This window comes from Methylosinus sp. KRF6 (assembly GCF_018887255.1).
Taxonomy (GTDB): domain Bacteria; phylum Pseudomonadota; class Alphaproteobacteria; order Rhizobiales; family Beijerinckiaceae; genus Methylosinus; species Methylosinus sporium.
In genome coordinates this window covers 3,749,224-3,772,134 of the sequence record NZ_JAHLJF010000001.1, presented here as the reverse complement: position 1 = coordinate 3,772,134, position 22,911 = coordinate 3,749,224, and the positions used below count along the sequence as shown (strand labels likewise).

The following is a 22,911-nucleotide window of genomic DNA, read 5'->3' as shown; positions in this document are numbered from 1 at the left end:
TTCTGACATCGATCGAATGAACGCCGTCATTGCGTGCGGCGCCGGAAAGCATCATTTCGAATTGCGGAGTTTTCCTATGCCCGACCAGCTCATTCCCAGAGCGCATTTGTTCGGCAATCCGACCAAGGCGAGCGCGCGGCTCAGTCCAGACGGACGGAGGCTCGCCTGGCTGCAGCCCGACGCGGGCGTGCTCAATATTTTCGTCGCGCCGCTCGATCGCCTCGAGGACGCGCGCGTCGTCACCGATGATCGCAAGCGTGGCGTGAGATTCTTCCTCTGGGCCTATGACAGTCGCAGCCTGCTCTATATGCAGGACGAGGGCGGCGATGAGAATTTCCACGTCTATGTCGTCGACTGCGAGGGCGGCGCGGCGCGCGATCTCACGCCCTTCGAGGGCGTCGCCGCGCATATCCACAGAACCAGTCGCAAGCTTCGCGACCGTGTCCTTCTCTCCATCAACCGCCGCGACAAGCGCTTTCATGATCTCCATTCGGCGGACATCGCGACCGGCGAGTTGACGCTCGTCCAGGAAAATCCGGGCTTCGCCGGCTTCATCCCAGACGATCACTTCGTTCCGCGTCTCGCCATTCGCAACAACAAGGACGGGAGCAGAGAGATTTTGCGCCCGGACGCGGGCCGCAGCGCTTGGACGCCGTGGATTCGCTTCTCCGCGGAAGATTCGGGAACCTCATCGGCGCTCCATCTCGACGTCGCGGCGAAGACCTTGTTTCTGCGCGACAGCCGCGGGCGCGACAAAGCCGCGCTGGCTCGCGTCGATCTTTCGTCGGGTGAGACGAAGCTCATAGCGGAAAGCGACAAGGCCGACATCGGCCATGTCATCACCGACCGCGACACTTATGAGCCGGTCGCCTATAGCGTCGAGCGCGAACGCCTCGAGCATGTCGCGCTCGACGACCGCGTGAAGGCCGATATAGATTTCTTGAATGGTCGCGACATAGGCGATTGGGGAATCGCCAGCCGAGCCGAGGATGATTCGCTCTGGATCGTCTCGGCGCAGTCCGACACGCGCCCGCATGTCGATTATCTCTACGAACGGCGCGCGAAGACCTTACGCATCCTGCACCAGGCGCGGCCGCAGCTCGTCGGCGCGCCGCTGCGTCCGATGCGGCCGGTGACGATCAAATCGCGCGACGGGCTCGATCTCGTCTGCTATCTCACCTCGCCTCGGGCGGCGGAGGCGAAGGCGCCGCAGCCCATGGCGCTCGTCGTGCACGGCGGGCCATGGGGGCGCGATTCCTTCGGTTACAATGCGACGCATCAATGGCTCGCCAATCGCGGCTATGTCGCGCTCAGCGTGAATTTCCGCGCTTCGACCGGATTCGGCAAGGCGTTCGTCAACGCCGGCGATCACGAATGGGGCCGGCGCATGGACGATGATCTCAACGACGCCGTCGATTGGGCGATCCGCCAGGGGATCGCCGATATGAGCCGCATCGCCATAATGGGCGTCAGCTATGGCGGCTACGCGACGCTCGTCGGTCTCACGCGCAATCCGCAACGCTACGCCTGCGGCGTCGCTGTCGTCGGCCCGTCCAATCTCGAGACGCTGCTCGCGACGATCCCGCCCTATTGGGAATCCTTGCGCGCGCAATTGGTGAAGGCGCTCGGCGATCCGGCGACGGAGGAGGGACGCGCGCTGCTGCGCGAGCGCTCGCCGCTCCATGCCGCCGATCGTCTCGCCAAGCCGCTGCTGATCGCGCAGGGCGCCAATGATCCGCGCGTGAAAAAGGCCGAGGCCGAGCAGATGGTCGCGGCCCTGGAGGCCAAGAAGATTCCCGTCGCCTATCTGCTCTATCCCGATGAGGGACATGGCTTCGCGCGGCCGGAGAATGCGCTCTCCTATCACGCCGTCGCGGAGAATTTCCTCGCCCGCCATCTCGGCGGCCGCGCCGAGCCGGTGCGGGCCGAGGAGCTTTCCGCGAGCAGCCTGAAGATCGAGAAGGGCGCGTCGGAGTTGGCGCTGCCGTAGGCTCGCGAGCGTTATCTGCGCAAGCTCGCCGAGCGAACCGTCGCTGGCCTGATGATGCACGCCCTCGAAACCTGCTCGCACATCTTCCCCCTATGGAATGCGCAAACTATTTCAGGGCCTGCAGCTATGACATAAATCGAAGTCGGAAACGGCTCCAGACCCCGTGGGCAGTCGCTCGCTAGGCGGGCGAGCGACTCCATGGATCGCGAACCTGCGGCGGCTGCCGCGTCACTGCGCAATGCTACAATAGGAGTCGCCTGTGATCGGGTTCACCGAACGCGAGTTTTGTCCGACCTGCGGCGCTGGCGTCGCCCGCAGCAATGAACTCACATGCATCGCCATCATCAGCGGCTCGAAATGCGGATGCGCGATCAGATGGCGCGTCGCGCCTTCGTCGTCAGTTCGGTCGCGCGCAGCTTTTTGGCGAGCGTGGCCAGATCGCCGGCGGCGCCGAAATCCTCGCGCCGCGCGACGAGACCGACCGGCTCGGCGAGCCGCGGCGCGAGCCGCGTGAGCAATGAATTCGGGGCGGCGCGCAGCACCATGGCGCGGCCCTGCTCGCCATAGGCGAGAGCGTCGCGCAATTCGTCGACGAAGCCGCGCTCGGGGGAATGGCCGGCGCGCAGAACCAGCACGTCGGAATAGCGCATCGCCGGCAGCGCGCGGGCGAGGCCGGAGCGCGCATCGACAGCCTCCACCAGACCGCAGCCGGCCTCCTCGGCGATGAGCCCGAGGCCGGAGTCGGGTGGACCGACCAGAACCGCATCGGCGACGAGGCCGGCGACGCAAGCGTCCACGAGCGAGGCCAATGTGCGCACGATCGCCTCGCGCTCGGCCGATTCCCGGCCGCGTCCGGGCGTCGCCTGGGGCGTGTCGAATGCGAGGATGACGGCCGAGAGCATGAGCGTCGCCAATAAGTGGGTGCGCCTATCGTAAGACGCCCATATCCCACATTTTCGCCCCGCACGCCAAATGCCGGCCGCTCACGCCCGCAAGGCGTCGAATGTCGCGCCGATTTCGGCGGCGTCGAAATCCGCTATGGCGGCTGGAAGAAGCGGGTCGTCGCCGTCGATCCAGCGCCGCTCGGCCTCGGCGTCGCCGAGCGCCAGCGCCACCGCGCCATTGATCTCATAGAGGCGCCAGGCGAGGCCGGCCGAGCGCAGCGACGACATCATCGCATTCTGCACCAGGCTGCGGACCATGAGATGCGGCGTCGAAACGGCGGTGTCGGCGTCCTGGCCGCTGGTCGCGGCGAGGCAGGCGTTTTTGTCATAGGAGGCGTGGCCGCGGCAGGCGAGCGGCCGCAGCCGATAGAGCAGGCAGAGGCCGGCCTCTATATAGGGACAGGGCTGGCGCAAGGACATTCGCGCGCTCTCCGAGCAGCCATTGGCGAAGGCGTTGATCGCCGCTATGCGTCCGGGCAGATCGACGCCGCGCTGCGCCAGCGCGCGCTGATTGGCGTTGACGAAACGCGCGATGAGAAACACTTCCGGCGCTGTGGCGACGACACGCAGCACGCAGCAGGCGGGACAATCGCCGGCGCAGGCGATGGCCGGCGCGCCCTCGGTCTGAATGGCGAGATTGCCCTCGAAACTGTCAAAAGCCTGGAGACAGAGCGCGCCGATGAACTCCGGCCGGGCGCGGCGCTCGCTGATCGTCGCGTCGAAAGCCTGCGCCATAGCGTTGAAGAAAGAGGAGGGGCCGTCGGATTTCGGGTCGGTCATGGGCGCGCTCGGGTCTCGTTCATATTATGTAACCATGATACATAACGATGAGCAAGCCGTCGAATTTCCCCGAAGCCGGCGGCCGGAGCGCCGGACGCTCGCGACGCCCGGAACTCGCATCCTGCTCGCGCGTTTTCTACGCCTTTGGGGCCGGGCGCGCAAAGGGAGGCCGTGATGGGACGAAACGCATCGAAGCTGGCCGCGGCCGCCGCCCTGGCCTTCGGCTTCGCCGGCGCCGCGCGGGCGCATAATGATTTCACCGATCGTGCGGAATATTACGCCGCCACGCCGCGGGCTCCGGCCTATTACGAGCCGCAGTATTATTACTATTATCCGAGCTATGTGGAGCCGTATTATTCAGGACGGTCGATCTATGTCGCGCCCCGGCGCAGGTGGCGCGACAGGCGATGATCGAAAATTCGAAGAGCGCGAGGCGCGAGTTTCAAAACTCGACCTCGAGCTCCTCGATCTCCTCCTTCTCGAGGAGCGCGGCGGCGAGCCATTCCTGCATCGCCGGCCATTCGTAGATGCGATCGCAATAGGCTTTGGAGACATCGTCGAGCGGGACGTCATAGGTGCGGAAGCGCGTCGCCACCGGCGCATACATGGCGTCGGCCACGGAGAGCGGACCGAAGAGATAGGGGCCGCCATAAGTCTCGAGGCATTCACGCCAGATTTGCGTGACGCGCGTGATGTCGCCCTGCGCCTTCGACCACACTTTGAACTTGGGAAAACGCCCTTTGAGATTCATCGGCAGCGCCGAGCGCAGCGACGTGAAGCCGGAATGAATCTCGCCGCAGATGGAGCGGCAATGCGCGCGGCGCATTCGGTCGGCGGGCAATAGGCCCGCGGCCGGCGCGATCTCGTTCAGGAACTCTCCGATCGCCAGAGTGTCCCAAATCTTCGCGCCGTCATGCGTGAGGCAGGGCACGAGGATCGACGGCGACAGCAGGAGAATCTCCGCACGCGCCGCGACATCGTCGGGGCTGACCACGATCTCCTCGAATTCGACGCCGGAAAGCTTGGCCATCAGCCAGCCCCGCAAGGACCATGACGAATAGTTCTTGCTGCTGATCGTGAGCGTCGTCGCCGCCATCTGAGCCGACATGAGTAACGATTCCTCCTTTTCTTATAGTGGACTACGGAGCAAGCGCTGTGCCATGCTAGAGCCCGTCCATGGCACGGGGCTTGCTCGACCAGCCCCATCGGTAACGGAAGGTTTCGCTCGGCCGCATGATGTATGACGCATATCAGAGCTACGCCGACGTGAGCAATCGACTTCGTCTGGCGGCGGCGAGCGGCGAGCGACTGGCTCGCTTGTGGAAATCCACGCCCTATGCGTCGCCTTTGCGGTGCTTCGAGGCTTATTGCGAGCTGGTCTCGCTGGCAGGCTTCACCCATGCGCGGCCCGACTATGGGATCACGCAGCTCTCGACCCATAATGGCGCCGTCGTCGATGTGCTCGAGGAGCCGGTCTATTCGACGCCCTTTTGCCAATTGCTGCGTTTTACGCGCAAGGATGCGGAGAATTTGCCGCGCGTGCTGCTGGTCGCGCCCATGTCCGGGCATTTCGCGACCTTGTTGCGCGGCACCATCCGCACGCTGATCCAGGATCACGACGTCTATGTCACCGATTGGATCAATACGCGGGACATAGCGCTTTCGCAGGGCGTCTTCGGCATGGACGAGTTCGCCCAGCATCTCATCGATTTTCTGCGCTTTCTCGGGCCGCCCGCGCATGTCGTCGCCGTGTGCCAGCCGACTGTGGCCGCGCTCGCCGCCGTCTCCATCATGGCCGAGGACAATGACCCTGCCCAGCCGGCGAGCCTCACGCTCATGGCCGGTCCGCTCGACGTCAGCGTCTCGCCCACCAAGGTCAATGAATTCGCCGTCTCCAAGCCGATCGACTGGTTCCGCAACAATGTCATCGGCACGGTGCCGCGCATGTTGCCGGGGGCGGGGCGGCGGGTCTATCCCGGCTTTCTGCAAATCTCCGGCTTCATGAGCATGAACGCCGAGCGCCACGCCAACGCCTTTATCGATCTCTTCCGCCACAGGGTCGAGGGCGAGCACGAGAAGGCGGACCGCATCCGCACCTTCTATGAGGAATATTTCGCCATAATGGACCTCGATGCGGATTTCTATCTGCAGACCATCGAGACCGTCTTCCACCAAAATGCCCTTTCTACAGGCAGGCTGCTCTTCAAAGGGCGCAAGGTGACGCCGCGCGCGATCAAGAAGACCTTTCTGCTCACGGTGGAGGGCGAGAAGGACGATATTTGCGCCGTGGGCCAGACGCTCGCCGCTCAGGATATGTGCAGCGGCCTGCGCCCCTATATGAAGTCGCACCATTTGCAGGCCGGCGTCGGCCATTATGGCGTCTTCAACGGCAAGCGCTGGGACAATCAGATCTACCCGGTCCTGCGCGACCATATCCAAAACAGCTTGTGACCTTGCGCCGCCACGACCGGGACTGTGACATTTTGTTGCAGGGCGTCATGGCGGCGCCGCAGGAGCGGCGGTCGGTAACGAAAACTTTCATATTATATTGATTTTCATACAGTAATATTGCGTTCAGCATTTGTGCGGTCGACCCTTTCATCAGCGTCCTCTATCGACCTACGGGAATTTTTCCTTGAAACTTTTGTGCGGCGCAATATTCTCCATTCATCGGATTTCGGCGCCGCGTCATCGCGCATCATTCGCGAGCCGCGCCGACGAGATCGACAAAAGAAAGCCTTCCGACCCGGTTCTCGTGGCTGCGAAGGCGAGACGAGGTCATTATGGAATCGATCAAGACTTGGTTTCAGGACTGGTCCGACGCCTGCGAATTCGCCAAGGAATGCGCGCCCGACTTGTCGTTCCTCCCCGGCGAGCCTTTCACCGCTCTGTTCGCGGTCGCTGTGAGCTGCTTCCTCGTCTGGTGGTGGAACGAGCGTTCCCTGCGCGCCAAAATGGCGATCGTCGCCAGCGCTTGGGCCGCGCCGCAGCCGGCCGAGGCCCCCGCGAGCCCCGTCGTCGCTCCTGACCGCGCATGGGCTCTCATTCCGGCCGCTCTGAAGCGCGCCGCTTGATCTCACTCGGCGGGCGGCGGCGCGAAAGCGCGGGCCGCCCGATCGCTTTCGGGCGAAAGGTCGACACGGCGACGGCCATAGGCTAGGCGTGGAGCAGAACTCCGCCGGACCGCCGCCGCGATGCGAATCGACTCACGCCACTACCGCACCATCTGGGAAAACGCCGACGGCAGCGTCGAGGCGATCGACCAGACCAAGCTCCCTCACAGATTCGAGACGAAAAGGCTCGCCTCGCTCGATGACGCCGTCGCCGCGATCGCGACAATGGTCGTGCGCGGCGCGCCGCTGATCGGCGTCACCGGCGCCTATGGGCTGGCGCTCGCCGCCGCAGCCGATCCTGGCGACGAGGCGATCGAGGAGGCTCATTCGCGGCTCGCCGCGGCGCGGCCCACAGCCGTCAATCTGCGCTGGGCGCTGGATCGGATGCGCAGGCTGCTGCTTTCGGCGGCGCCCTCGGACCGCCGCGCGCTCGCCTTCGCCGAGGCCGCCGCCATTGCGGATGACGACGCGCTCTGCTGCGAATCGATCGGCGATCATGGCGCGGCGCTGATCTGCGCCGCCGCCGCCGAGCATCCGGGCCGGCCGGTCAATATTCTCACCCATTGCAACGCCGGCTGGCTCGCCGCCGTCGATTGGGGCACGGCGCTCGCGCCCATCTACAAGGCGGCGCGCGACGGAATCGATCTCCATGTATGGGTCGACGAGACGCGGCCGCGCAATCAAGGCGCGAGCCTCACCGCCTTCGAGCTGTCGGGCGAAGGGATTCCCCACACCGTCATCGCCGACAACACCGGCGGCCATCTGATGCAGCACGGGCTCGTCGATCTCTGCATCGTCGGCAGCGACCGCACGACGCGCATCGGCGATGTCTGCAACAAGATCGGCACCTATCTGAAGGCGCTCGCCGCCCATGACAATGGCGTGCCCTTCTATGTCGCTCTGCCGAGCTCGACGATCGATTGGGCGATGCGCGACGGCGTCGCCGAAATCCCGATCGAGCAGCGCGACGCGAGCGAGGTGACGCATATCTCCGGCCTCGCCGACAATGGCGCGGTGACGCGCGTGCGAGTGACGCCGAAAGGCTCGCCCGCCGCCAATTACGCTTTCGACGTGACGCCTGCGCGCCTCGTCGGCGCGCTGATAACGGAGCGCGGAGTGTGCGCCGCGAGCGAGGCGGGACTGCGCGGATTGTTTCCTGATCTGGCGTAAGCGATGTGCGCGATTCCTTCTCCCACTCGTGGGAGAAGGTGGCCTCGCGAAGCGAGGTCGGATGAGGGCTCGATGCGATTTCGAATGGAATCCTGCATCTTGATCGAGCCGCAAATCTCACGGACCCTCATCCGACCCTCGCTGACGCGAGGGCCACCTTCTCCCGCAAGCGGGAGAAGGACGCGCAGCGGCGAGATTTCACTTCACGGACTTCAATCCGTAGTTCTCGAAACGCGTGATCTCGCTCTCTATCTCGTCCTCTGAAATCAGCACCGGCTCGCCGGCGATGCGCGCGAGATAATAGAGCCGCGCCAGCGTCTCCAGCTCCACGGCGCGCCACATTGCGCGGTCCAATCCTTCGCCGAGCGCGATCATGCCGTGGTTGCCGAGCAGCACGCCATGCGCGCGGCCCAATCCCTCCACCGCGAGATCGGAGAGCGCCTGCGTGCCGAAAGGCGCGTAATCCGTGCAGCGAATGCGCGACGTGCGGAAAATCCCGATCATATAATGCACGGGTGGAATCTCGCGCCGCAATGCGGCGAGCGTCGTCGCATAAATCGAATGCGTATGCACGACCGCCTGCACATCCGCGCGCGCGCGCAAAATGTCGCGATGCATCCGCCATTCGGTGGAGGGCGCGAGCGGCCCTTCCGATTCGCCGTCGCCGGCGAGCGGCATTCGCGCGATCATGGCGGGAGTCATTGTGGCGTAGGAAGTTCCGCTCGGCGTGATCAGCATGGTGTCGCCGTCGCGCACGGAAATATTGCCGGCTGTGCCTCGATTGAGGCCGAGCGCATTCATGCTCCGCGCCGCTTCGACGATCGCCTCGCGCTTGGTCGCATCCGTCATTCCGCTCCTCCGCCTGCGGATGCGCGCCTCTTGCCGAGGCGCGCTCCAGTCCCTACATCCTCGAGACTCTTTTTCCAGCCGAGGCTCGGATGACACAAGAACAAAATACGAAACCGGCGAGCTGGCACGCTACGACCATCGTTCTGGTGAAAAAGAACGGCAAGACCGTCATCGCGGGCGACGGACAGGTGAGCCTCGGCCAGACCATCGTCAAGGCGAACGCCAAAAAGGTGCGGCGTCTCGGCAAGGGCGATGTGATCGCGGGTTTCGCCGGCGCAACGGCCGACGCCTTTACTCTGTTCGAGCGGCTCGAGGGCAAGCTCGAACAATATCCGGGGCAGCTGACGCGCGCCTGCGTGGAGCTCGCCAAGGACTGGCGCATGGATCGCTATCTGCGTCGGCTCGAGGCGATGATGCTGGTCGCCGATCGCGAGGTGGGGCTGACGCTGACCGGCGCCGGCGACGTGCTGGAGCCGGAGGCCTTCGAGCATGGCTCGGTGGCGGCGATCGGCTCCGGCGGTAATTATGCGCTGGCCGCGGCGCGCGCGCTGCTCGATCAGCCGATAGAGGCGGATGTGATCGCCAAGCGCGCGATGGAGATCGCCGCCGACATCTGCGTCTACACCAATCGCAACATCGTGCTCGAATCGATCTGAGCTTTCCGAGGAACTGATATGGCCGATTTTTCCCCGCGCGAGATCGTCTCGGAGCTCGACCGATTCATCGTCGGACAGAAGGACGCCAAGCGCGCCGTCGCCATTGCGCTGCGCAATCGCTGGCGCAGGCTCCGCCTTGAAGGCTCCATGCGCGAAGAGGTGCTGCCGAAGAACATATTGATGATCGGTCCCACAGGCTGCGGCAAGACCGAGATCGCGCGGCGTCTCGCCAAGCTCGCCAATGCGCCTTTCCTCAAGATCGAGGCGACGAAATTCACCGAGGTCGGTTATGTCGGCCGCGATGTCGAGCAGATCGTCCGCGATCTCGTCGAGGTGGCGATTCTGCTGGTGAAGGAGCGTCGGCGCAAGGATGTCGAGGCCAAGGCCCAGCTGGCGGCGGAGGAGCGCGTGCTCGATGCGCTCGTCGGCCCGGCGGCCTCGCCGGCGACGCGCGATTCCTTCCGCAAGAAGCTGCGCGCCGGCGAGCTGGACGATAAGGAGATCGAGGTCGAGCTGGCGCAATCGGGGCCGCAGGTTCCCATGTTCGAGCTGCCGAACATGCCCGGCGCCAGCGTCTCCGCTTTCTCGATCGGCGATATTTTCGGCAAGGCGTTTCAGGGCCGGCCGAAGCGCCGAAAAATGCTTGTGAGGGAGGCCCATGGCCCGCTGCTCGCCGAGGAGAGCGACAAGCTCATCGATCAGGAGGAGAGCGTCCGCGAGGCGATTTCCGAGGTCGAGAATAATGGGATCGTCTTCCTCGACGAGATGGACAAGATTTGCGCCCGCGAGGGCAGGGGCGGGGCCGATGTCTCGCGCGAGGGCGTGCAGCGCGACCTGCTACCGCTGATCGAGGGCACCACGGTCGCGACCAAGCACGGGCCGGTGAAGACCGACCATGTGCTGTTCATCGCCTCCGGGGCCTTCCATGTCGCCAAGCCATCCGATCTTCTGCCGGAGCTGCAGGGCCGCCTGCCGATTCGTGTGGAACTCGCCTCGCTGGACGAGGAGGATTTCCGCCGCATCCTCACCGAGACCGAGGCCTGCCTCACCAAGCAATATGTGGCGCTCATGGCCACGGAAGGCGTCGCGCTGGAGATCGCGCCGTCGGCGGTGGACGCCATCGCCCGCGTCGCCGTTCAGGTGAATTCTACGGTCGAGAACATAGGCGCGCGCCGCCTGCAGACGGTGATGGAGCGCGTGCTGGACGAGGTGAGCTTCTCCGCCTCCGACCGCGCCGGCGAGACGGTGACGATCGACGGCGATTATGTGGAAAAGCACATAGGCGACCTCGCCAAGAACCGGGATTTGAGCCGTTTCATTCTCTGACACAGAAACGTCGAAACCGGGCTTGCGGCGCGCGCCCTGCTGAACTATACAGCCCTCGCGCTGCGGCGGTGACGCCGCTTCGCCCCGCCCTCACCCCCAGAGAGGGCGGCGACAAAAGTGGGGCCATAGCTCAGTTGGGAGAGCGCTTCAATGGCATTGAAGAGGTCGTCGGTTCGATTCCGTCTGGCTCCACCAAAGACCTCCCCCTGACATAGGCTGACGCTTCCGCTCTGCGCCGTCCGGGCGGCGCTCGGAGCCCTAATGCGGGCGTAATTCTCTGGTCTCGAAGACGCCGAATCGAATGGGGCCGCACCCCTCGGCGGATCAGAATGGACCTCTCCCGAAAACCTCGTCTCCAGCATCTCGACATGCTGCGCGGCCTCTGCGCGCTCGGCGTGGTGATCAGCCATTTGCGGGCGCTGCTCGTCGTCCCCTATGCCGAGGCGGCGCGGCATGGGCTCTTCGACAAATTGCTGTTCGCGCTCGGCGGCCTCGGCCATGAATGCGTCATCGCCTTTTTCGCGCTCAGCGGCTTTCTCGTCGGCGGCTCGACTTTGGCGGCGATGCGGGCGGGGCGTTTTTCCTGGGCCGATTATGGCGTCGCGCGACTCTCACGCCTGTGGACCGTGCTGGTTCCGGCCCTGGCGCTGACGGCGCTTTGGGACGCGCTGGGCGCCCTGCTGGGGCCGGCCGGCGCTTATCAGGGCGCTTTGGCGGCGATCCTCGAGAGCGGCCCCACGGCGCGCGAGCCGGCCACCCATTCGCTGGTGACGCTCCTCGGCAATCTGTTGTTCTTGCAGACGATCGAGACGCCGGTCTTCGGCTCCAACCGGCCTTTGTGGAGCCTCGCCAACGAGGCCTTTTACTATCTCGTCTTTCCGCTGCTGGCCTTCGCTTTTTTCCATCGCGCGCCGATCATGCGCGCGCTCTGCGCGGCGGCGGGCGCGCTGGCGCTGGCTCTGCTGCCGGTCGAATTGGCTCTGCTCGGGCTTCCCTGGCTCGCCGGGGCGCTCGCCGCGGATAATCCGGCGCGTCCCTCGCTCGCGCGTGCGCTCGCCGGCGCTCTGGCGACGCTCGCGGCGCTCGGCGTCTCGCATATGTCGCGCACTGTTCTCGGCGATATAGCGCTCGGCTGCGCCATCGCTTTCTGGCTGCGCGATCTCGCCGCCTTTCGGCCCATCGGCGGGCTCTATGGCGCGGCGGCGCATGGCGTCTCGGAAATCTCATACACGCTCTACGCCGTGCATTTTCCGCTGCTGCTGATGCTGTGGTTCTGGCTGCTCGCGCCGGCGCGGAGCCAGCCCGGCCTCGCCGTCCTCGGGCAGATGGCCATTCTCATGGCGGTCGCGCTGATCTATGCGGCCGCCGTCTGGTTCCTGTTCGAGCGGCGCACCGATGTCGTGCGCGGCTGGCTGCTGCGGCGGCTGCGAACCCCTCGCGGCGCGCCGGTCGTGAGCCGATGCGCCGGAGTTGAGACAAACCCAGGGGATCGTCAGTCGCGCGCAGAACGGAACGCCGCTTTCTGACGCCAGGCGGCTCTGATCTGATCCTTCACCGCATGGGGCAGCGGAACATATTGCAGGGCTTTGGCCGCCTTGTCGCCATGAGCGAAAGCCCAATCGAAGAATTTCAGCAGCGCGGCCGTCCGCTCCGCCTTGGCCGGCGCTTTGGGCGCCAGCACGAAGGTCGCCGTCACCAGCGGCCAGCTTTTCTCGCCCGGCATATTGGTGAGATCGACGGCGAAATTATCAGCGGCCGCCCAATCCGCATTGGCCGCCGCGGCGGCGAAGCTCTCTTCACTGGGCGCGACATATTTGCCGGCGCGATTGAGCAGCTTCGCCGGCGCGAGATGATTGGTCGTCACATAGGAATTCTCGGCATAGCCGATCGAGCCCAGTGTGCGCGGAACCTCGCCCGCCGTCCCGGCGCTGCCATGCACGCCGACGCCGCTGGGCCATTCCAGAGTCAGCGCGACGCCCATGCGCGTTTTCCACGTCTCGCTCACCTTGGAGAGATAGCGCGACAGCGCGAAGGTCGTTCCCGAGGCGTTGGAATGATGGATCGGGATGATCAGCAGATCGGGAAGCGCGAGGCCATGATTGAGCGCGACGATGCGCGGATCGTTCCAGCGCGTGATGGCGCCGAGATAGATGTCGGCGATGACCGGTCCGTCGAGCTTCAGCGCATTGGCGCCGACGCCGGGAATGTTGACGATGACGTCGAGGCCGCCGACGACGGTCGGAAATTGCAGAAGATCGGCTTCCTCTATGCGCTTTGCGTCCATGGCGACATCAGAGGCGCCGAAATCGACGGTTCCCGCGGCGGCCTGCTTCTGGCCGACGCCGGAGCCTGTCGCCTGATAATTCACTTGGACGCCGACGCTCGGCTTCGCCTCCTGCGCCCAGCGCGTGTAGATGGGCGCGGCGAATGCGGAGCCCGTTCCAGAGAGCGACGTCTCGGCGCGCGCGGCGTCGAGAGAGGAGATGGCGGCGATCGAGATGATGAAAATGCTGCAGGCGTTACGCATGGTCGTTCGTCCTGTTGCGAGAGAAAAGATCGTGAATGTCGCGCGCGTCAGATCGCGCGGTTGAGCGCGAGCGCGAAGACGTCGAAATTCCGCAGGCGCGCATTGCTCTCGCGTCTGACGGGACGATTGAGGAGCAGCGGAACCTGCTGCTCCGAGAGGCCGCCATGCGAGCGCAGCGGCGCGGTCAATCCGCTGAGGTCGTGGCTCGTCGCGGATGTTCCGAGCGCGAAGAGACGCTTGGCCAGCACGACGAGATCGCCGACGCGATCATTGGGCAATTCGAAACGCGCGCAGGCGGTTCGATTGTCGAGCACATGATCGACGCCTTCGAGCGCGGCGACGCATTGCGTCACTTCCGCGAGCAAGGACGCGGGCGCCGAGACGGTCGCATAGGAGCCGAGCGCGCCGTGATGCACGACATAAGGATCGGTGATCGGCAGGATCACGCGGCATGTCCCGGCGCCGAAGCGCATGTCCAGCACGTCTTGCAGAAAGACGATATTGGGACGGCCGATCGAATCCGTCTTGGCGTTCATGCCGTGATCGGCGGTCACTCCGATGACAGCGCCCATCGCGTCGAGCTGCGTGAGATATTTGTCGAGCATCGCACAGAAGGCGTTGGCGACGGGCGTTCCGGGCGCATGCTTGTGCTGCACATAATCCGTCGTCGAGAGATACATGATGTCGGGCCGCATCGTCTTCATCAGCCAGACGCCGGCGGCGAGAACGAATTCCGACAATTCCGCGCTATAGACGGCGGGAAGCGGAAGACCGACTTTGGCCAGAAGATCATCGACGCCGTTTTGCGCGAGCGTCGCCTCATCGGCCTTTTCTGCGGAGAAGCGAACGCCCTCGAGCCCGCTGCCGAGCAGCGCGCTGAGCTTGTCCTTCGCCGTCACCGTCGCGACCTTGCGGCCGGCCTTGGAAAACTCCGCGAGAATCGTCGGCGCGCGAAGATATTTCGCGTCATTCATCAAGACTTCGACGCCCTGCTCGGGATCGAAGAAATAATTGCCGCATATGCCGTGAACGCTCGGCGGCGCGCCGGTCACGATGGAGAGATTATTGGGATTGGTGAAGGAGGGCATCACGCAATCGGCGGTGAGCACGGCGCCGCGCTCGCCGAGGCCGGCGAAGAAAGGCGCGAGGCCGGCGCGGATCGCCTGATTGATGTATTCCTGCTCGCATCCGTCGATGCAGACGACGACGGTCGGCTCGGAGGGCGCGGCGTAGCGCCTTCCGTTGATGGTGATTTCGGATGTCATTTTCGCGCCCCGCATTCTCTCGTCGCTGCGTTTGCGACTTCGCTTCGGCGCTGGTTCATCTATCAGGCGGGGAGGTCATCTCGAAACGAATAAATCTCACAGCCCCTGTGAGCGGAGCCGATATGCTTCACAAAAGCGTCGCATCCGCAGGATGTTCATCACGTGATACGGCCTATGAGAGAGTGAGTGACACGAGATGGCGCGCAAGCCGCTACCGCTGAAAATGCTGCAGACGCTCGAGGCCGTGGTGCGGCTCGACGGCGTCTCCAGCGCCGCCAGGGAGCTCGGCGTCACCCATGGCGCGGTGAGCCGGCAGATCGCCGCGCTGGAGGATTGGCTCGGGCGCGCCTTGTTCGAGCGTGATCGCGGACGTCTGCGGCCGCTCGACGAAACGCGTGAATTCGTCGCCGTCATCACCGATAGTTTCGAGCGCATGGATGCGGCCATGGGACGCGTCGCGACGGCGCGCCGGCGTCTCAAAGTCTTCGCCCATGCGACTTTCGCGATGCATTGGCTGGTGCCGCGGCTCGAGCAATTCTATGCGCTGCATCCCGATGTGGATGTGCATGTGCAGACGCGTCAGACCGGAGAAGATCCCGCTCTCGCCTTTTTCGATGTCGCGATCATGCGCGGCTCCGAGCAGATCGGCAATTGGGAGTCCTCTTCCGTGCTGCAAGAGACGCTCACTCTGCTGACGACGCGTCGCCATGCGGATACGCTCGCCGCGCGCGGCGTCGCTGCGCTCCTCGGCGAGACATTCGCCGTCAGCGACACCCGGCCCGGCGAGACCGAGCGATGGCTCGAGGTCGCGCGACTGCCGCCCTTGCAAAAATGGCGCGTGCGTCGTTTCGGCCATTTCCACACGGCGCTGATGGCGATTCTCAACGGGCAGGGCGTCGCTGTCGGGCCGATCGAGCTGACAATGGGAAAAACCGCGGAAGGATCGCTCGCCGCGCCTTTCCCGCAGATCGTCGCGCCCGGTCCGCGCCATGTCGCCTTCATCGATCCGCATTCGGAGAGCTATCCGATGGCGAAGCGTTTCGTGCTGTGGCTCGCCGAAGCCGCCAGCGCCGTGGAGCGTGGCGGCTAATACACGAATTTCGAGGTCCCGCCGCGGCCGCGCGGGGCGGGGCCGCTCTGCGCGCCCGGCTTGCCTTCGACGCCCGGCGCGCCGGCGGCGAGGGCGCTCGCATCGAGGGCGAAGCCTTTGTTCTCGTCGATGAAGCTCGAGCGTCCTTCCACGGATTTCTGCGTCACCGTGCTCGGCGTCACATTTTGTCCGACGGCGGGGCCGGAGGTGCGGCCGCGCTGCGTCATCTGCTGCTCGGCGATGGCGGCGCCGCCGAGGATCAGAACGAGGCTCGTCGAAACGAGCGCGAGCTTGCGCATGGCGTCTCCTCCTTCGCGAATTCGATCCGCCCCTTACATCGAACCGGCGGGCCGCGCGGCAAGCGGAGGCGTTTCGCCTCAGCCCAGGCGAAGTCGCAGCGCCATCAGAGCGGCGGCGCAGGCGTTGGAGACATTGAGGCTCTTGATCGGCCCCGGCATGTCGAGCCGCGCGAGAATATCGCAGCGCTCGCGCGTCAGACGGCGCAGGCCCTTGCCTTCGGCGCCCAGAACCAGCGCCAGCGGCTTGCGCAAAGGGCTCGCCTCCAGCGGCTGCGGACCCTCCGAATCGAGGCCGACGATCAAAAAATCGCGCTCCGCCAATTGCTCGAGCGCGCGGGCGAGATTGACGACGGAGACGATCGTCACATGCTCGAGCGCGCCGGAGGCGGCCTTGGCGAGCACGCCGGTGAAATCCGGGCTGTGGCGCTCGGTCACGATCAGCGCATCGACCGCGAAGGCGGCCGCCGTGCGCAGAATCGCGCCGACATTGTGCGGGTCGGTCACTTGATCGAGCACGAGGACGAGTCCGCTCTTTTGCTCTATGTCGGCGATATCCGCCTCCGGCAGCGGGCGCGCTTCCAGCATCAGCCCTTGATGGACGCTCTCCTCGCCGAGCCGTTGCGACAGCGCGCGCGGGTCCACGATCTTCGGCGTGAGGCCGGCGGCGGCGGCCAGCGGCGCGATGCGCTCGGCGGCGTTTTCCGTCGCATAGAGCGCCAGCAATTTGCGCCGTCCGGCGATCAGCGCCTCGCGCACCGCATGGGCGCCATAGAGCACGACGACATCCGCCGCCGGGCGGCGAAATTGGGTCTCCTCCTTCGTCGGATGGCGCAGCGGCGGCGGGCGGCGGCCGCGATCCTTGGCTGGCGGGCGGGTCATCGCAGCGCCGCGGTTTTGACCCACCAGCCGCTGTGCTGGCGGCGGATCACCGCCGCGGCGCGGGCGGCCGCCTGACGGGTCGAGAACAGAGCGAAGCAGGTCGCGCCGGAGCCGGACATTCGCGCCAGCCGGCAGCCCTTGGCGGCCGACAGCACGGCGAGCGCATCGACGATGACCGGCGCCTCGACGCAGGCGGCGTCTTCCATATCGTTGCGGCCGCGGCGCAGCACCGCCGCTATCCCCTCGGCGCCGAGCGCCGCCGTGATATCGGGATGCGGAGCTGCGCCGGTCCGCTCGCCCGGGGAGAGGCCGAGGCGGGCGAAGACGCCGCGCGTCTCGACCGGCGCGCCGGGATTGATCAGCACGGCCGGCAGCGGCGGCAGGCCGAGGGGCTCGCCGATCGTCTCGCCCCGGCCGAGCATGAAGCGCGCGCGCGGAGAAAGGCAGACCGGCACGTCGGAGCCGGTGGCGCGGGCGGCCTCCAGCAGGCGCAGATCGTCGAGGGAAAGATCATTGGCGCGGGCGAGCAGGCGAAGCGCCGCGGCGGCGTCCGAGGAGCCGCCGCCTATGCCGGCCGCGACCGGCAGATATTTGGTGAGATGAAAGGCGCCGAGACGCAGGCCGGGGACGCGCTCGGTGAGGCGCTGGGCGGCGCGCAGCACGAGATTATCGCCCATTGGGCCGGCCGCGGCGGCGGTGGGGCCGTCGACGGCGAGGGAGAGGTCGTCGCCCGGCTCCAGCCGCAGAATGTCGCCGGCGCCGGAAAAAGCGACGACGCTCTCGAGCTCGTGATAGCCGTCGGCGCGCCGGCCGAGAATATGCAGCGTCAGATTGATCTTGGCGGGGGCGCGCGTCGCGAGCATGAATTCCAATGTCTCGGGCTGGAACGATCCGGGCGCGCCGGAAGCGGGCGACAGATGCGCCGGCCGCGCCCGCCCTGTCAAGAACCGCGCCTTCGGGCCCAGGGCTCCGAATTCAGGTTTCCAATTGGTTAACAGCCGCGTCATGCCCACGCTTGTCGCGGGCATCCACGCCGCGACATCGCGGAGAACTGCGAACACAGGCAGAACAAATCCGCTTTGATGAAGCATTGCGGAACGTCTCGGCGTGGATGGCCGGGACAAGCCCGGCCATGACGGTGGAACGTCAACGGGTTGTTAACCCGGATTCGTTGCCCTGCCTTCGGGCCCGTCGGGAGGCGGAGCGCCATCCCCATTTGCGGATTCGCGCGGCCTCGGCGTCGCTGACGACGATCGGCGCCGCGCATCATATCGAGGCGCGAGCGGAACTCTCGAGCGCGCATCGAGCGGGTCGCGAATGATGCGCGGCGCGCCTATCGTCGCCGGCGGCCGCATCGCCCGCTTCGTTCGTCGCCGCCGAAGTCGCTGGGGAGTTTTTCCGGCGCCTTGCACCGGGAATAGAGAGCCCGTAACAATCCCGCAAATCGAACGTATAGGGATTTGCAGGCCGGCATTCGGCGCCTTTGAGGAGCAAATAAGATGGACCGTCGTTCTTTCAATCTCGCTTTGGTCGGATCGCTCACGACTGCGCTCACTCTTTTGTCTTCCGCCGCTCCCGCCGAGGAAGACGGCAAGGAAAAGTGCTACGGAGTCGCCCTCAAGGGCCAGAACGACTGCGCCGCCGGCCCCGGGACGACCTGCGCGGGATCGTCCAAGATCGACTATCAAGGCAACGCCTGGAAATATGTTCCGCGTGGAACTTGCGCATCGATAAAGACGCCGTTCGGCAATGGCTCGCTGGAAGCGCTCAAGCGGCGGACCTGATTTTTTTGACGGACGTTTACGATCGAGCGGCGAGATGGCGCGGAGAGGAGCATGGACGAAATCGCCTCGACTTTTTCGTCGCTTCTCCCCGCCCGCGCGGGCGTCGGCTTCAAGCCGGCGCATTTCGACGCGATACTCGCAGATCCGTCCTCTATCGGCTTCTTCGAGATTCACGCCGAAAACTATATGGGCGCGGGCGGGCCGCCGCATCGCTCGCTCGGTCGTCTTCGGCAGGATCATCCGTTGTCGATCCATGGCGTCGGCCTGTCGATCGGCTCGAGCGAGCCGATCGACAAGCGGCAATTGGAACGGCTGCGGGAGCTTTGCGACCGCTATGAGCCAGCGAGCGTTTCCGAACATCTGGCCTGGTCGACGTATGGCGGCGTCTATTTCAACGACCTTCTGCCTTTGCCTTATGATCGCGACACGCTGAAGCGGGTGATCGAGAAAGTCGACGCGGTTCAGAGCTTCCTTGGGAGGCAGATTCTGCTGGAAAATCCTGCGACCTATTTGTCCTTCGCGCAGTCGGAGATTTCGGAGCCGGAGTTTCTCGGCGAAATTGCGGTCCGCAGCGGCTGCGGATTGCTTCTCGACGTCGAGAACATCTATGTGACGGCGACGAACAAGGGCTTCGACGCTGCGGAGCAGCTGGCGCGTTTCGCTTTCGCTCATGTGCGCGAAATCCATCTCGCCGGCCATTTCGAGACGCGCGACGCGGCTGGAGAGCGATTTCTGCTCGACGCCCATTGCGCGCCTGTCGTCGAGGCCGTATGGGCGCTGTACGAGCAGACGCTCTCGCGGACGGGGCCCGTCGCGACGCTGATCGAATGGGACAATGAAACGCCCGAATGGGCCGCGCTCGCTCATGAGGCGCGACGAGCGCAATCCGCGCTCGACGGCGTCTCGCGGCGGGCGGCGTGACAGAGGCCGGCGGCATGTGGGACAGAGCGCAGGCGCAATTCGCAGCCGCGCTGCTCGACACGAGCCTCGCTGCGCCCTCGTCCCTCATTTGCGAGAAGGGCGCGATCGGCGATCGCTTCGACGTTTATCGCAACAGCGTGATCGGCGGACTCGTTCGCGCTCTGGCGACGCGCTTTCCCGCCGTCGAACGTCTCGTGGGAGAGGCGTTTTTCGCAGCGATGGCGCGCGAGTTCGTCTTGCGGCGTCCGCCGACGTCCGCGGCGCTGCTCGAATATGGCGAAGACTTCCCGGATTTCGTCGCGAGCTTTCCGCCGGCGAAGGAGCTGCCCTATCTCTCCGATGTGGCGCGCCTCGAGGATGCGCGCGTGCGCGCCTATCACGCGGCCGATGTCGAGCCGCTGTCGCCGCAATCGCTGGCTCTGGTGTCTCCCGATCGTCTGGCGGAGCTCACTTTCGACATTCACCCATCCGCCTTTGTGCTGCGGTCCGATCACCCGATGGTGACGATATGGTCGATGAACGCCGGCGAAGCGGAGGCCGGGACGCTCGATCATTGGGCGGCCGAAGACGCTCTCGTGACGCGTCCGTGCCTGCGCGTCGAGACTCGCCGTCTCGCGCCGGGCGGAGCGATTTTTCTCCGGCGCCTCGCGGCGGGCGCCGAATTCGGCGAAGCGGTGAGCGCGGCGACTGCCGAGCAGCCGGCATTCGATCTCGCGGCGGTGCTCGTCGAAGCGCTCGCATCAGGATTTTTCACGGCATTCAGAGGTGACACATGAATGATTCCGCCAATGCGCCGACGGGATTCTCGCTCTGCGTCCTCACGCAACGCGTGATCGGCGAGCTCGAACGAATTCCCTATTCCGTGATCGCGCTCGGCGCGCGCATTTTCCCGGCGGCGGTCTTCTGGCAATCGGGACAGACGAAGGTCGAGGGGTGGCGCGTCTCGGAAAACGCCATTTATCTCTTCAAGGAAGATTACAAGCTGCCGCTGCTCGATCCCACAGTCGCGGCGCATCTCGCTGCGGTCGCGGAGCATGTCTTTCCGGCTCTGCTCATTCTCGGCCTCGCGAGCCGGCTCTCGGCCGCGGCGCTTCTCGCCATGACGCTGGTGATCGAAATCTTCGTCTACCCGGACGCCTGGCCGACGCATGGCGTTTGGGCGACGTGCTTGCTGCTCATTGTCGCGCGTGGACCCGGCGTCCTATCGCTCGATCATCTCCTGCCGCGGCGATGCGCGCGCGCGTAATCGGCGCGCGGGCGCGTCATGTGGACAGCGAAATTTTCGTCACTATGCCGTCCGCGAACCATTGCGCGAGAAAGCCGGCGGCGCGCTGCAGCAGCGTCTCGTCATTGTTCTGAAATTCGAGAAGCGTGCAAATATCGCCGAAGCTCTTTCCGGCTCTCGCCTCTATGAGCGCGAGACGCTCGTCCGCGGCGATTTCACGATAGACGGGCTCGTCGTCTCTGCGCCAGAGAAGAATGGTCTCATCGTCATCGGGATCGGCGCGCTCGGCCTCGCCGCCGTCGGAAAGAGCGCTGTAGAGGCGGGCGACGCCTTTCGCGAGGTCCAGAACCGCGACGCTCGGATGAAACTCGAAGACCAGTCTCGGCCAGTCGTCCGGCTCGGCGGCGGCGAGCGCGTCGATGGCGAGCGCAGGAACGTCGACCGAGTCGAACGCATCCGCGAGACTTTTTTCGAACAGAGCGAGATCGCAGGCCGCCCTGTCGCTGCGCCATTGCGCGCTCTCGCGCATGAATTCGGGCAGACGCGACGCATACCAGCGCGCATTGTGATGATGCGACGGCCCTGTGGCGATATATTGCTCGACCAGCGAGCCGAAGGCCTCATCTCCCATATAGTCGCGCAGCACGGCGAAATCGGTCGAGACGAATTCGGCGAGGCGGAGGCGATAGGCGTCCACATAGACGGCGAACAAGGTTGTGCGATCCGTGCGCGGAGGATCTCGCAGCGAGTCGAGAATAGCGGCCTGTCCAGATGCGAGCCCCGCGAGCACGCTCGTCTGAAATCGCTCCTGGATCTCACGCAAGGTCATGCCGCGCTCCGCGAGCGGACATCGTCGGCCGTCCGCGCGATTTCGCGCATATGCTCCAATTCTGCGAGCAACTCGTCGAAAGGCGGATAATTGTCGTCGCGCTCGATCATGGCCGAGATGTCGCCGAAGCGCAGGCGCGTCCGCTCATAGAGCCGCCACACCTCTTCGCAGACGGGCTGATCATGCGTATCGATCTTATGCGTTTCGTAGCTGCTATGGCCGGCCAGATGCAATTGCGCCACGCGCGCGACCGGGATCGATTCGATGAAGCTCTCTGCGTCGAATCCATGATTGAAGCCGGACACGAATATATTGTTCACATCGAGCAGGAGCAGGCAGTCGGCGCGTTCCGCCATTTCCGTCACGAACTCCCATTCCTCCATTTCGGAATCCTGGAAGGTCGCATAGGTCGACGCATTTTCGACGAGGAGCCGACGACCGAGAAAATCCTGCACGCGTCGGATGCGATCGACGACATGGTCCAAGGCCTCTCGCGTATAGGGAATGGGCAAGAGGTCGTGCAGATTGGCCCCGTGAACCCCGGTCCAGGCGAGATGATCGGATATCCATGCGGGCTCGATCCGTTCGGCGAGCGATTTCAGCTCTCTGAGATAGGCGTAATCGAGCGGATCGCTCGAAGCGAGCGACATGGAGACGCCATGCATGACGATCGGGTAGTCGGCGCGAATGCGCTCGAGAATAGCGAGCGGCCGTCCGCCCGGAATCATATAGTTCTCGGAAATGATCTCGAACCAATCGACGTTGGGCTCATGCTCCAGAATGTCGGGATAATAGATCGTTCGAAGCCCGAGTCCGAAACCGAGCGACGACGGAATGCTCATGTCGATCCCCCTGACCGCGAGCGTCATTCGTGAAATGATCGAAAGTGGCGCGGGCGCGCGCGACGGCCGCCCGCGCCGAAGCGATCACATTTCGGCGACCGTGCCGCCCTTGGCTTTGCAGGCCTTGGCGGATTTCGCCGGCAGCCAGCCCTGGCCCTTGCAGCTGTTCTGACCCTTGCAGGCGCTGCTCGCGGTCTTGCACGCGCTCTCGCCCTTGCAGGAATTGATGCCCGCGCAATGAACGGGAGCCTTTTTGGCGAGCGCCGGAGCGACGGCGGCGCCGCTCACCGCGAGGGCGACCGCCGCGGCGGCAATCGAGACGCCTGAAACGATATTGGTCTTCATTCTGGTCTCCTTGGACATTCGATCGCTCGAAAAAGCGATTCTGCGAGTTCGGAAGCCCGAGCTCGCCCGCAATTTAT

The 22,911-nt window shown here is 64.9% G+C and carries 25 protein-coding genes and 1 tRNA gene; 14 read left to right on the top strand and 12 right to left on the bottom strand.

Annotated features, from left to right (window positions below):
* Positions 1-76: 76 nt before the first annotated feature.
* Entirely contained in the window at positions 77-1,990 is a 1,914-nt protein-coding gene (locus KP010_RS17920; RefSeq protein WP_142863049.1) for a S9 family peptidase, read from the top strand.
* A 371-nt stretch (positions 1,991-2,361) separates the two neighbouring features.
* On the opposite strand, the gene KP010_RS17915 is transcribed toward KP010_RS17920, so the two are convergent.
* Positions 2,362-2,892, bottom strand: coding sequence for a transposase (locus KP010_RS17915; protein WP_142863050.1), 531 nt, complete (start codon positions 2,890-2,892; stop codon positions 2,362-2,364).
* A gap of 81 nt (positions 2,893-2,973) precedes the next feature.
* Positions 2,974-3,714: a hypothetical protein gene (locus tag KP010_RS17910; protein ID WP_142863051.1), complete on the bottom strand. Its 741-nt coding sequence runs from the start codon at positions 3,712-3,714 to the stop codon at positions 2,974-2,976.
* 174 nt (positions 3,715-3,888) lie between these two features.
* On the opposite strand from KP010_RS17910, the gene KP010_RS17905 reads away from it, so the two are divergent.
* Positions 3,889-4,125, top strand: a complete 237-nt coding sequence (locus KP010_RS17905; RefSeq protein WP_142863052.1) for a hypothetical protein — start codon at positions 3,889-3,891, stop codon at positions 4,123-4,125.
* Between the two features lie 31 nt (positions 4,126-4,156).
* On the opposite strand, the gene KP010_RS17900 is transcribed toward KP010_RS17905, so the two are convergent.
* Positions 4,157-4,810 (bottom strand): glutathione S-transferase family protein, encoded by a 654-nt coding sequence (locus KP010_RS17900; RefSeq protein ID WP_142863069.1) that lies wholly within the window; start codon positions 4,808-4,810, stop codon positions 4,157-4,159.
* A gap of 137 nt (positions 4,811-4,947) precedes the next feature.
* Between KP010_RS17900 and KP010_RS17895 the strand changes: the two genes are divergently transcribed.
* From KP010_RS17895 to mtnA, 3 genes are all read left to right on the top strand, one after another.
* The gene (locus KP010_RS17895; protein ID WP_343219793.1) at positions 4,948-6,165 is read left to right on the top strand and encodes a polyhydroxyalkanoate depolymerase; all 1,218 of its coding nucleotides are present in this window, start codon (positions 4,948-4,950) and stop codon (positions 6,163-6,165) included.
* Between the two features lie 332 nt (positions 6,166-6,497).
* Positions 6,498-6,788, top strand: coding sequence for a hypothetical protein (locus KP010_RS17890; RefSeq protein WP_142863053.1), 291 nt, complete (start codon positions 6,498-6,500; stop codon positions 6,786-6,788).
* A 120-nt stretch (positions 6,789-6,908) separates the two neighbouring features.
* The gene (gene mtnA, locus KP010_RS17885) at positions 6,909-7,997 is read left to right on the top strand and encodes an S-methyl-5-thioribose-1-phosphate isomerase (protein WP_142863054.1); all 1,089 of its coding nucleotides are present in this window, start codon (positions 6,909-6,911) and stop codon (positions 7,995-7,997) included.
* 198 nt (positions 7,998-8,195) lie between these two features.
* Here the strand turns inward: mtnA and KP010_RS17880 are convergent, their stop codons facing one another.
* Positions 8,196-8,846 carry a class II aldolase/adducin family protein gene (locus KP010_RS17880; RefSeq protein ID WP_142863055.1) on the bottom strand — a complete coding sequence of 217 codons (651 nt, stop codon included), beginning with the start codon at positions 8,844-8,846 and terminating at the stop codon, positions 8,196-8,198.
* A gap of 89 nt (positions 8,847-8,935) precedes the next feature.
* Here KP010_RS17880 and hslV point away from each other — a divergent pair, with 89 nt between their 5' ends.
* The 4 genes from hslV (at position 8,936) to KP010_RS17860 (ending at position 12,354) form a co-directional block, all read left to right on the top strand.
* Positions 8,936-9,502, top strand: a complete 567-nt coding sequence (gene hslV, locus KP010_RS17875) for an ATP-dependent protease subunit HslV (RefSeq protein WP_018265038.1) — start codon at positions 8,936-8,938, stop codon at positions 9,500-9,502.
* 18 nt (positions 9,503-9,520) lie between these two features.
* Positions 9,521-10,828, top strand: coding sequence for an ATP-dependent protease ATPase subunit HslU (gene hslU / locus KP010_RS17870; RefSeq protein WP_142863056.1), 1,308 nt, complete (start codon positions 9,521-9,523; stop codon positions 10,826-10,828).
* 119 nt (positions 10,829-10,947) lie between these two features.
* Positions 10,948-11,023: transfer RNA gene (locus KP010_RS17865), tRNA-Ala, on the top strand.
* Positions 11,024-11,157: 134 nt separating this feature from the next.
* Complete coding sequence (locus KP010_RS17860; protein ID WP_216281277.1) at positions 11,158-12,354, top strand: acyltransferase; 1,197 nt, start codon at positions 11,158-11,160, stop codon at positions 12,352-12,354.
* Here the strand turns inward: KP010_RS17860 and pstS are convergent.
* Together pstS and phnA are read right to left on the bottom strand one after the other, a co-directional pair.
* Positions 12,321-13,355, bottom strand: a complete 1,035-nt coding sequence (gene pstS, locus KP010_RS17855; protein WP_142863058.1) for a phosphate ABC transporter substrate-binding protein PstS — start codon at positions 13,353-13,355, stop codon at positions 12,321-12,323. The two genes, KP010_RS17860 and pstS, sit on opposite strands and share 34 nt — an antisense overlap.
* A 47-nt stretch (positions 13,356-13,402) precedes the next feature.
* On the bottom strand, positions 13,403-14,620 hold the full coding sequence (gene phnA, locus KP010_RS17850) for a phosphonoacetate hydrolase (protein ID WP_142863059.1): 1,218 nt from the start codon (positions 14,618-14,620) through the stop codon (positions 13,403-13,405).
* 196 nt (positions 14,621-14,816) lie between these two features.
* Here phnA and KP010_RS17845 point away from each other — a divergent pair, with 196 nt between their 5' ends.
* The gene (locus KP010_RS17845) at positions 14,817-15,710 is read left to right on the top strand and encodes a LysR substrate-binding domain-containing protein (protein ID WP_142863060.1); all 894 of its coding nucleotides are present in this window, start codon (positions 14,817-14,819) and stop codon (positions 15,708-15,710) included.
* Here the strand turns inward: KP010_RS17845 and KP010_RS17840 are convergent.
* The 3 genes from KP010_RS17840 to KP010_RS17830 form a co-directional block, all read right to left on the bottom strand.
* Positions 15,707-16,009 (bottom strand): hypothetical protein, encoded by a 303-nt coding sequence (locus tag KP010_RS17840; RefSeq protein ID WP_142863061.1) that lies wholly within the window; start codon positions 16,007-16,009, stop codon positions 15,707-15,709. The genes KP010_RS17845 and KP010_RS17840 overlap by 4 nt on opposite strands.
* A gap of 78 nt (positions 16,010-16,087) precedes the next feature.
* Entirely contained in the window at positions 16,088-16,888 is an 801-nt protein-coding gene (rlmB, locus tag KP010_RS17835; RefSeq protein ID WP_142863062.1) for a 23S rRNA (guanosine(2251)-2'-O)-methyltransferase RlmB, read from the bottom strand.
* A complete protein-coding gene (locus KP010_RS17830) occupies positions 16,885-17,751 on the bottom strand; it encodes a 4-(cytidine 5'-diphospho)-2-C-methyl-D-erythritol kinase (RefSeq protein ID WP_142863071.1) in 867 nt (288 codons plus the stop codon). Before KP010_RS17830 ends, rlmB begins: the two co-directional genes overlap by 4 nt.
* Positions 17,752-18,387: 636 nt before the next feature.
* On the opposite strand from KP010_RS17830, the gene KP010_RS17825 reads away from it, so the two are divergent.
* From KP010_RS17825 to KP010_RS17810, 4 genes are read left to right on the top strand one after another with little or no spacing between them, the layout of a single operon-like run.
* Positions 18,388-18,672, top strand: a complete 285-nt coding sequence (locus KP010_RS17825) for a DUF2282 domain-containing protein (protein ID WP_108918068.1) — start codon at positions 18,388-18,390, stop codon at positions 18,670-18,672.
* Between the two features lie 51 nt (positions 18,673-18,723).
* Positions 18,724-19,593 (top strand): DUF692 family multinuclear iron-containing protein, encoded by an 870-nt coding sequence (locus KP010_RS17820; protein ID WP_142864761.1) that lies wholly within the window; start codon positions 18,724-18,726, stop codon positions 19,591-19,593.
* Complete coding sequence (locus tag KP010_RS17815) at positions 19,590-20,369, top strand: DNA-binding domain-containing protein (protein ID WP_246659663.1); 780 nt, start codon at positions 19,590-19,592, stop codon at positions 20,367-20,369. The genes KP010_RS17820 and KP010_RS17815 overlap by 4 nt, the downstream gene beginning before the upstream one ends.
* Positions 20,366-20,839: a DoxX family protein gene (locus KP010_RS17810; RefSeq protein ID WP_108918071.1), complete on the top strand. Its 474-nt coding sequence runs from the start codon at positions 20,366-20,368 to the stop codon at positions 20,837-20,839. Before KP010_RS17815 ends, KP010_RS17810 begins: the two co-directional genes overlap by 4 nt.
* Positions 20,840-20,855: 16 nt before the next feature.
* Here the strand turns inward: KP010_RS17810 and KP010_RS17805 are convergent, their stop codons facing one another.
* From KP010_RS17805 to KP010_RS17795, 3 genes are all read right to left on the bottom strand, one after another.
* Positions 20,856-21,647, bottom strand: coding sequence for a putative DNA-binding domain-containing protein (locus tag KP010_RS17805; RefSeq protein ID WP_142861408.1), 792 nt, complete (start codon positions 21,645-21,647; stop codon positions 20,856-20,858).
* Positions 21,644-22,489 (bottom strand): DUF692 domain-containing protein, encoded by an 846-nt coding sequence (locus KP010_RS17800; protein ID WP_142861407.1) that lies wholly within the window; start codon positions 22,487-22,489, stop codon positions 21,644-21,646. The genes KP010_RS17805 and KP010_RS17800 overlap by 4 nt, the downstream gene beginning before the upstream one ends.
* A gap of 84 nt (positions 22,490-22,573) precedes the next feature.
* Positions 22,574-22,834 carry a hypothetical protein gene (locus KP010_RS17795; protein ID WP_108918084.1) on the bottom strand — a complete coding sequence of 87 codons (261 nt, stop codon included), beginning with the start codon at positions 22,832-22,834 and terminating at the stop codon, positions 22,574-22,576.
* Positions 22,835-22,911 lie beyond the last annotated feature (77 nt).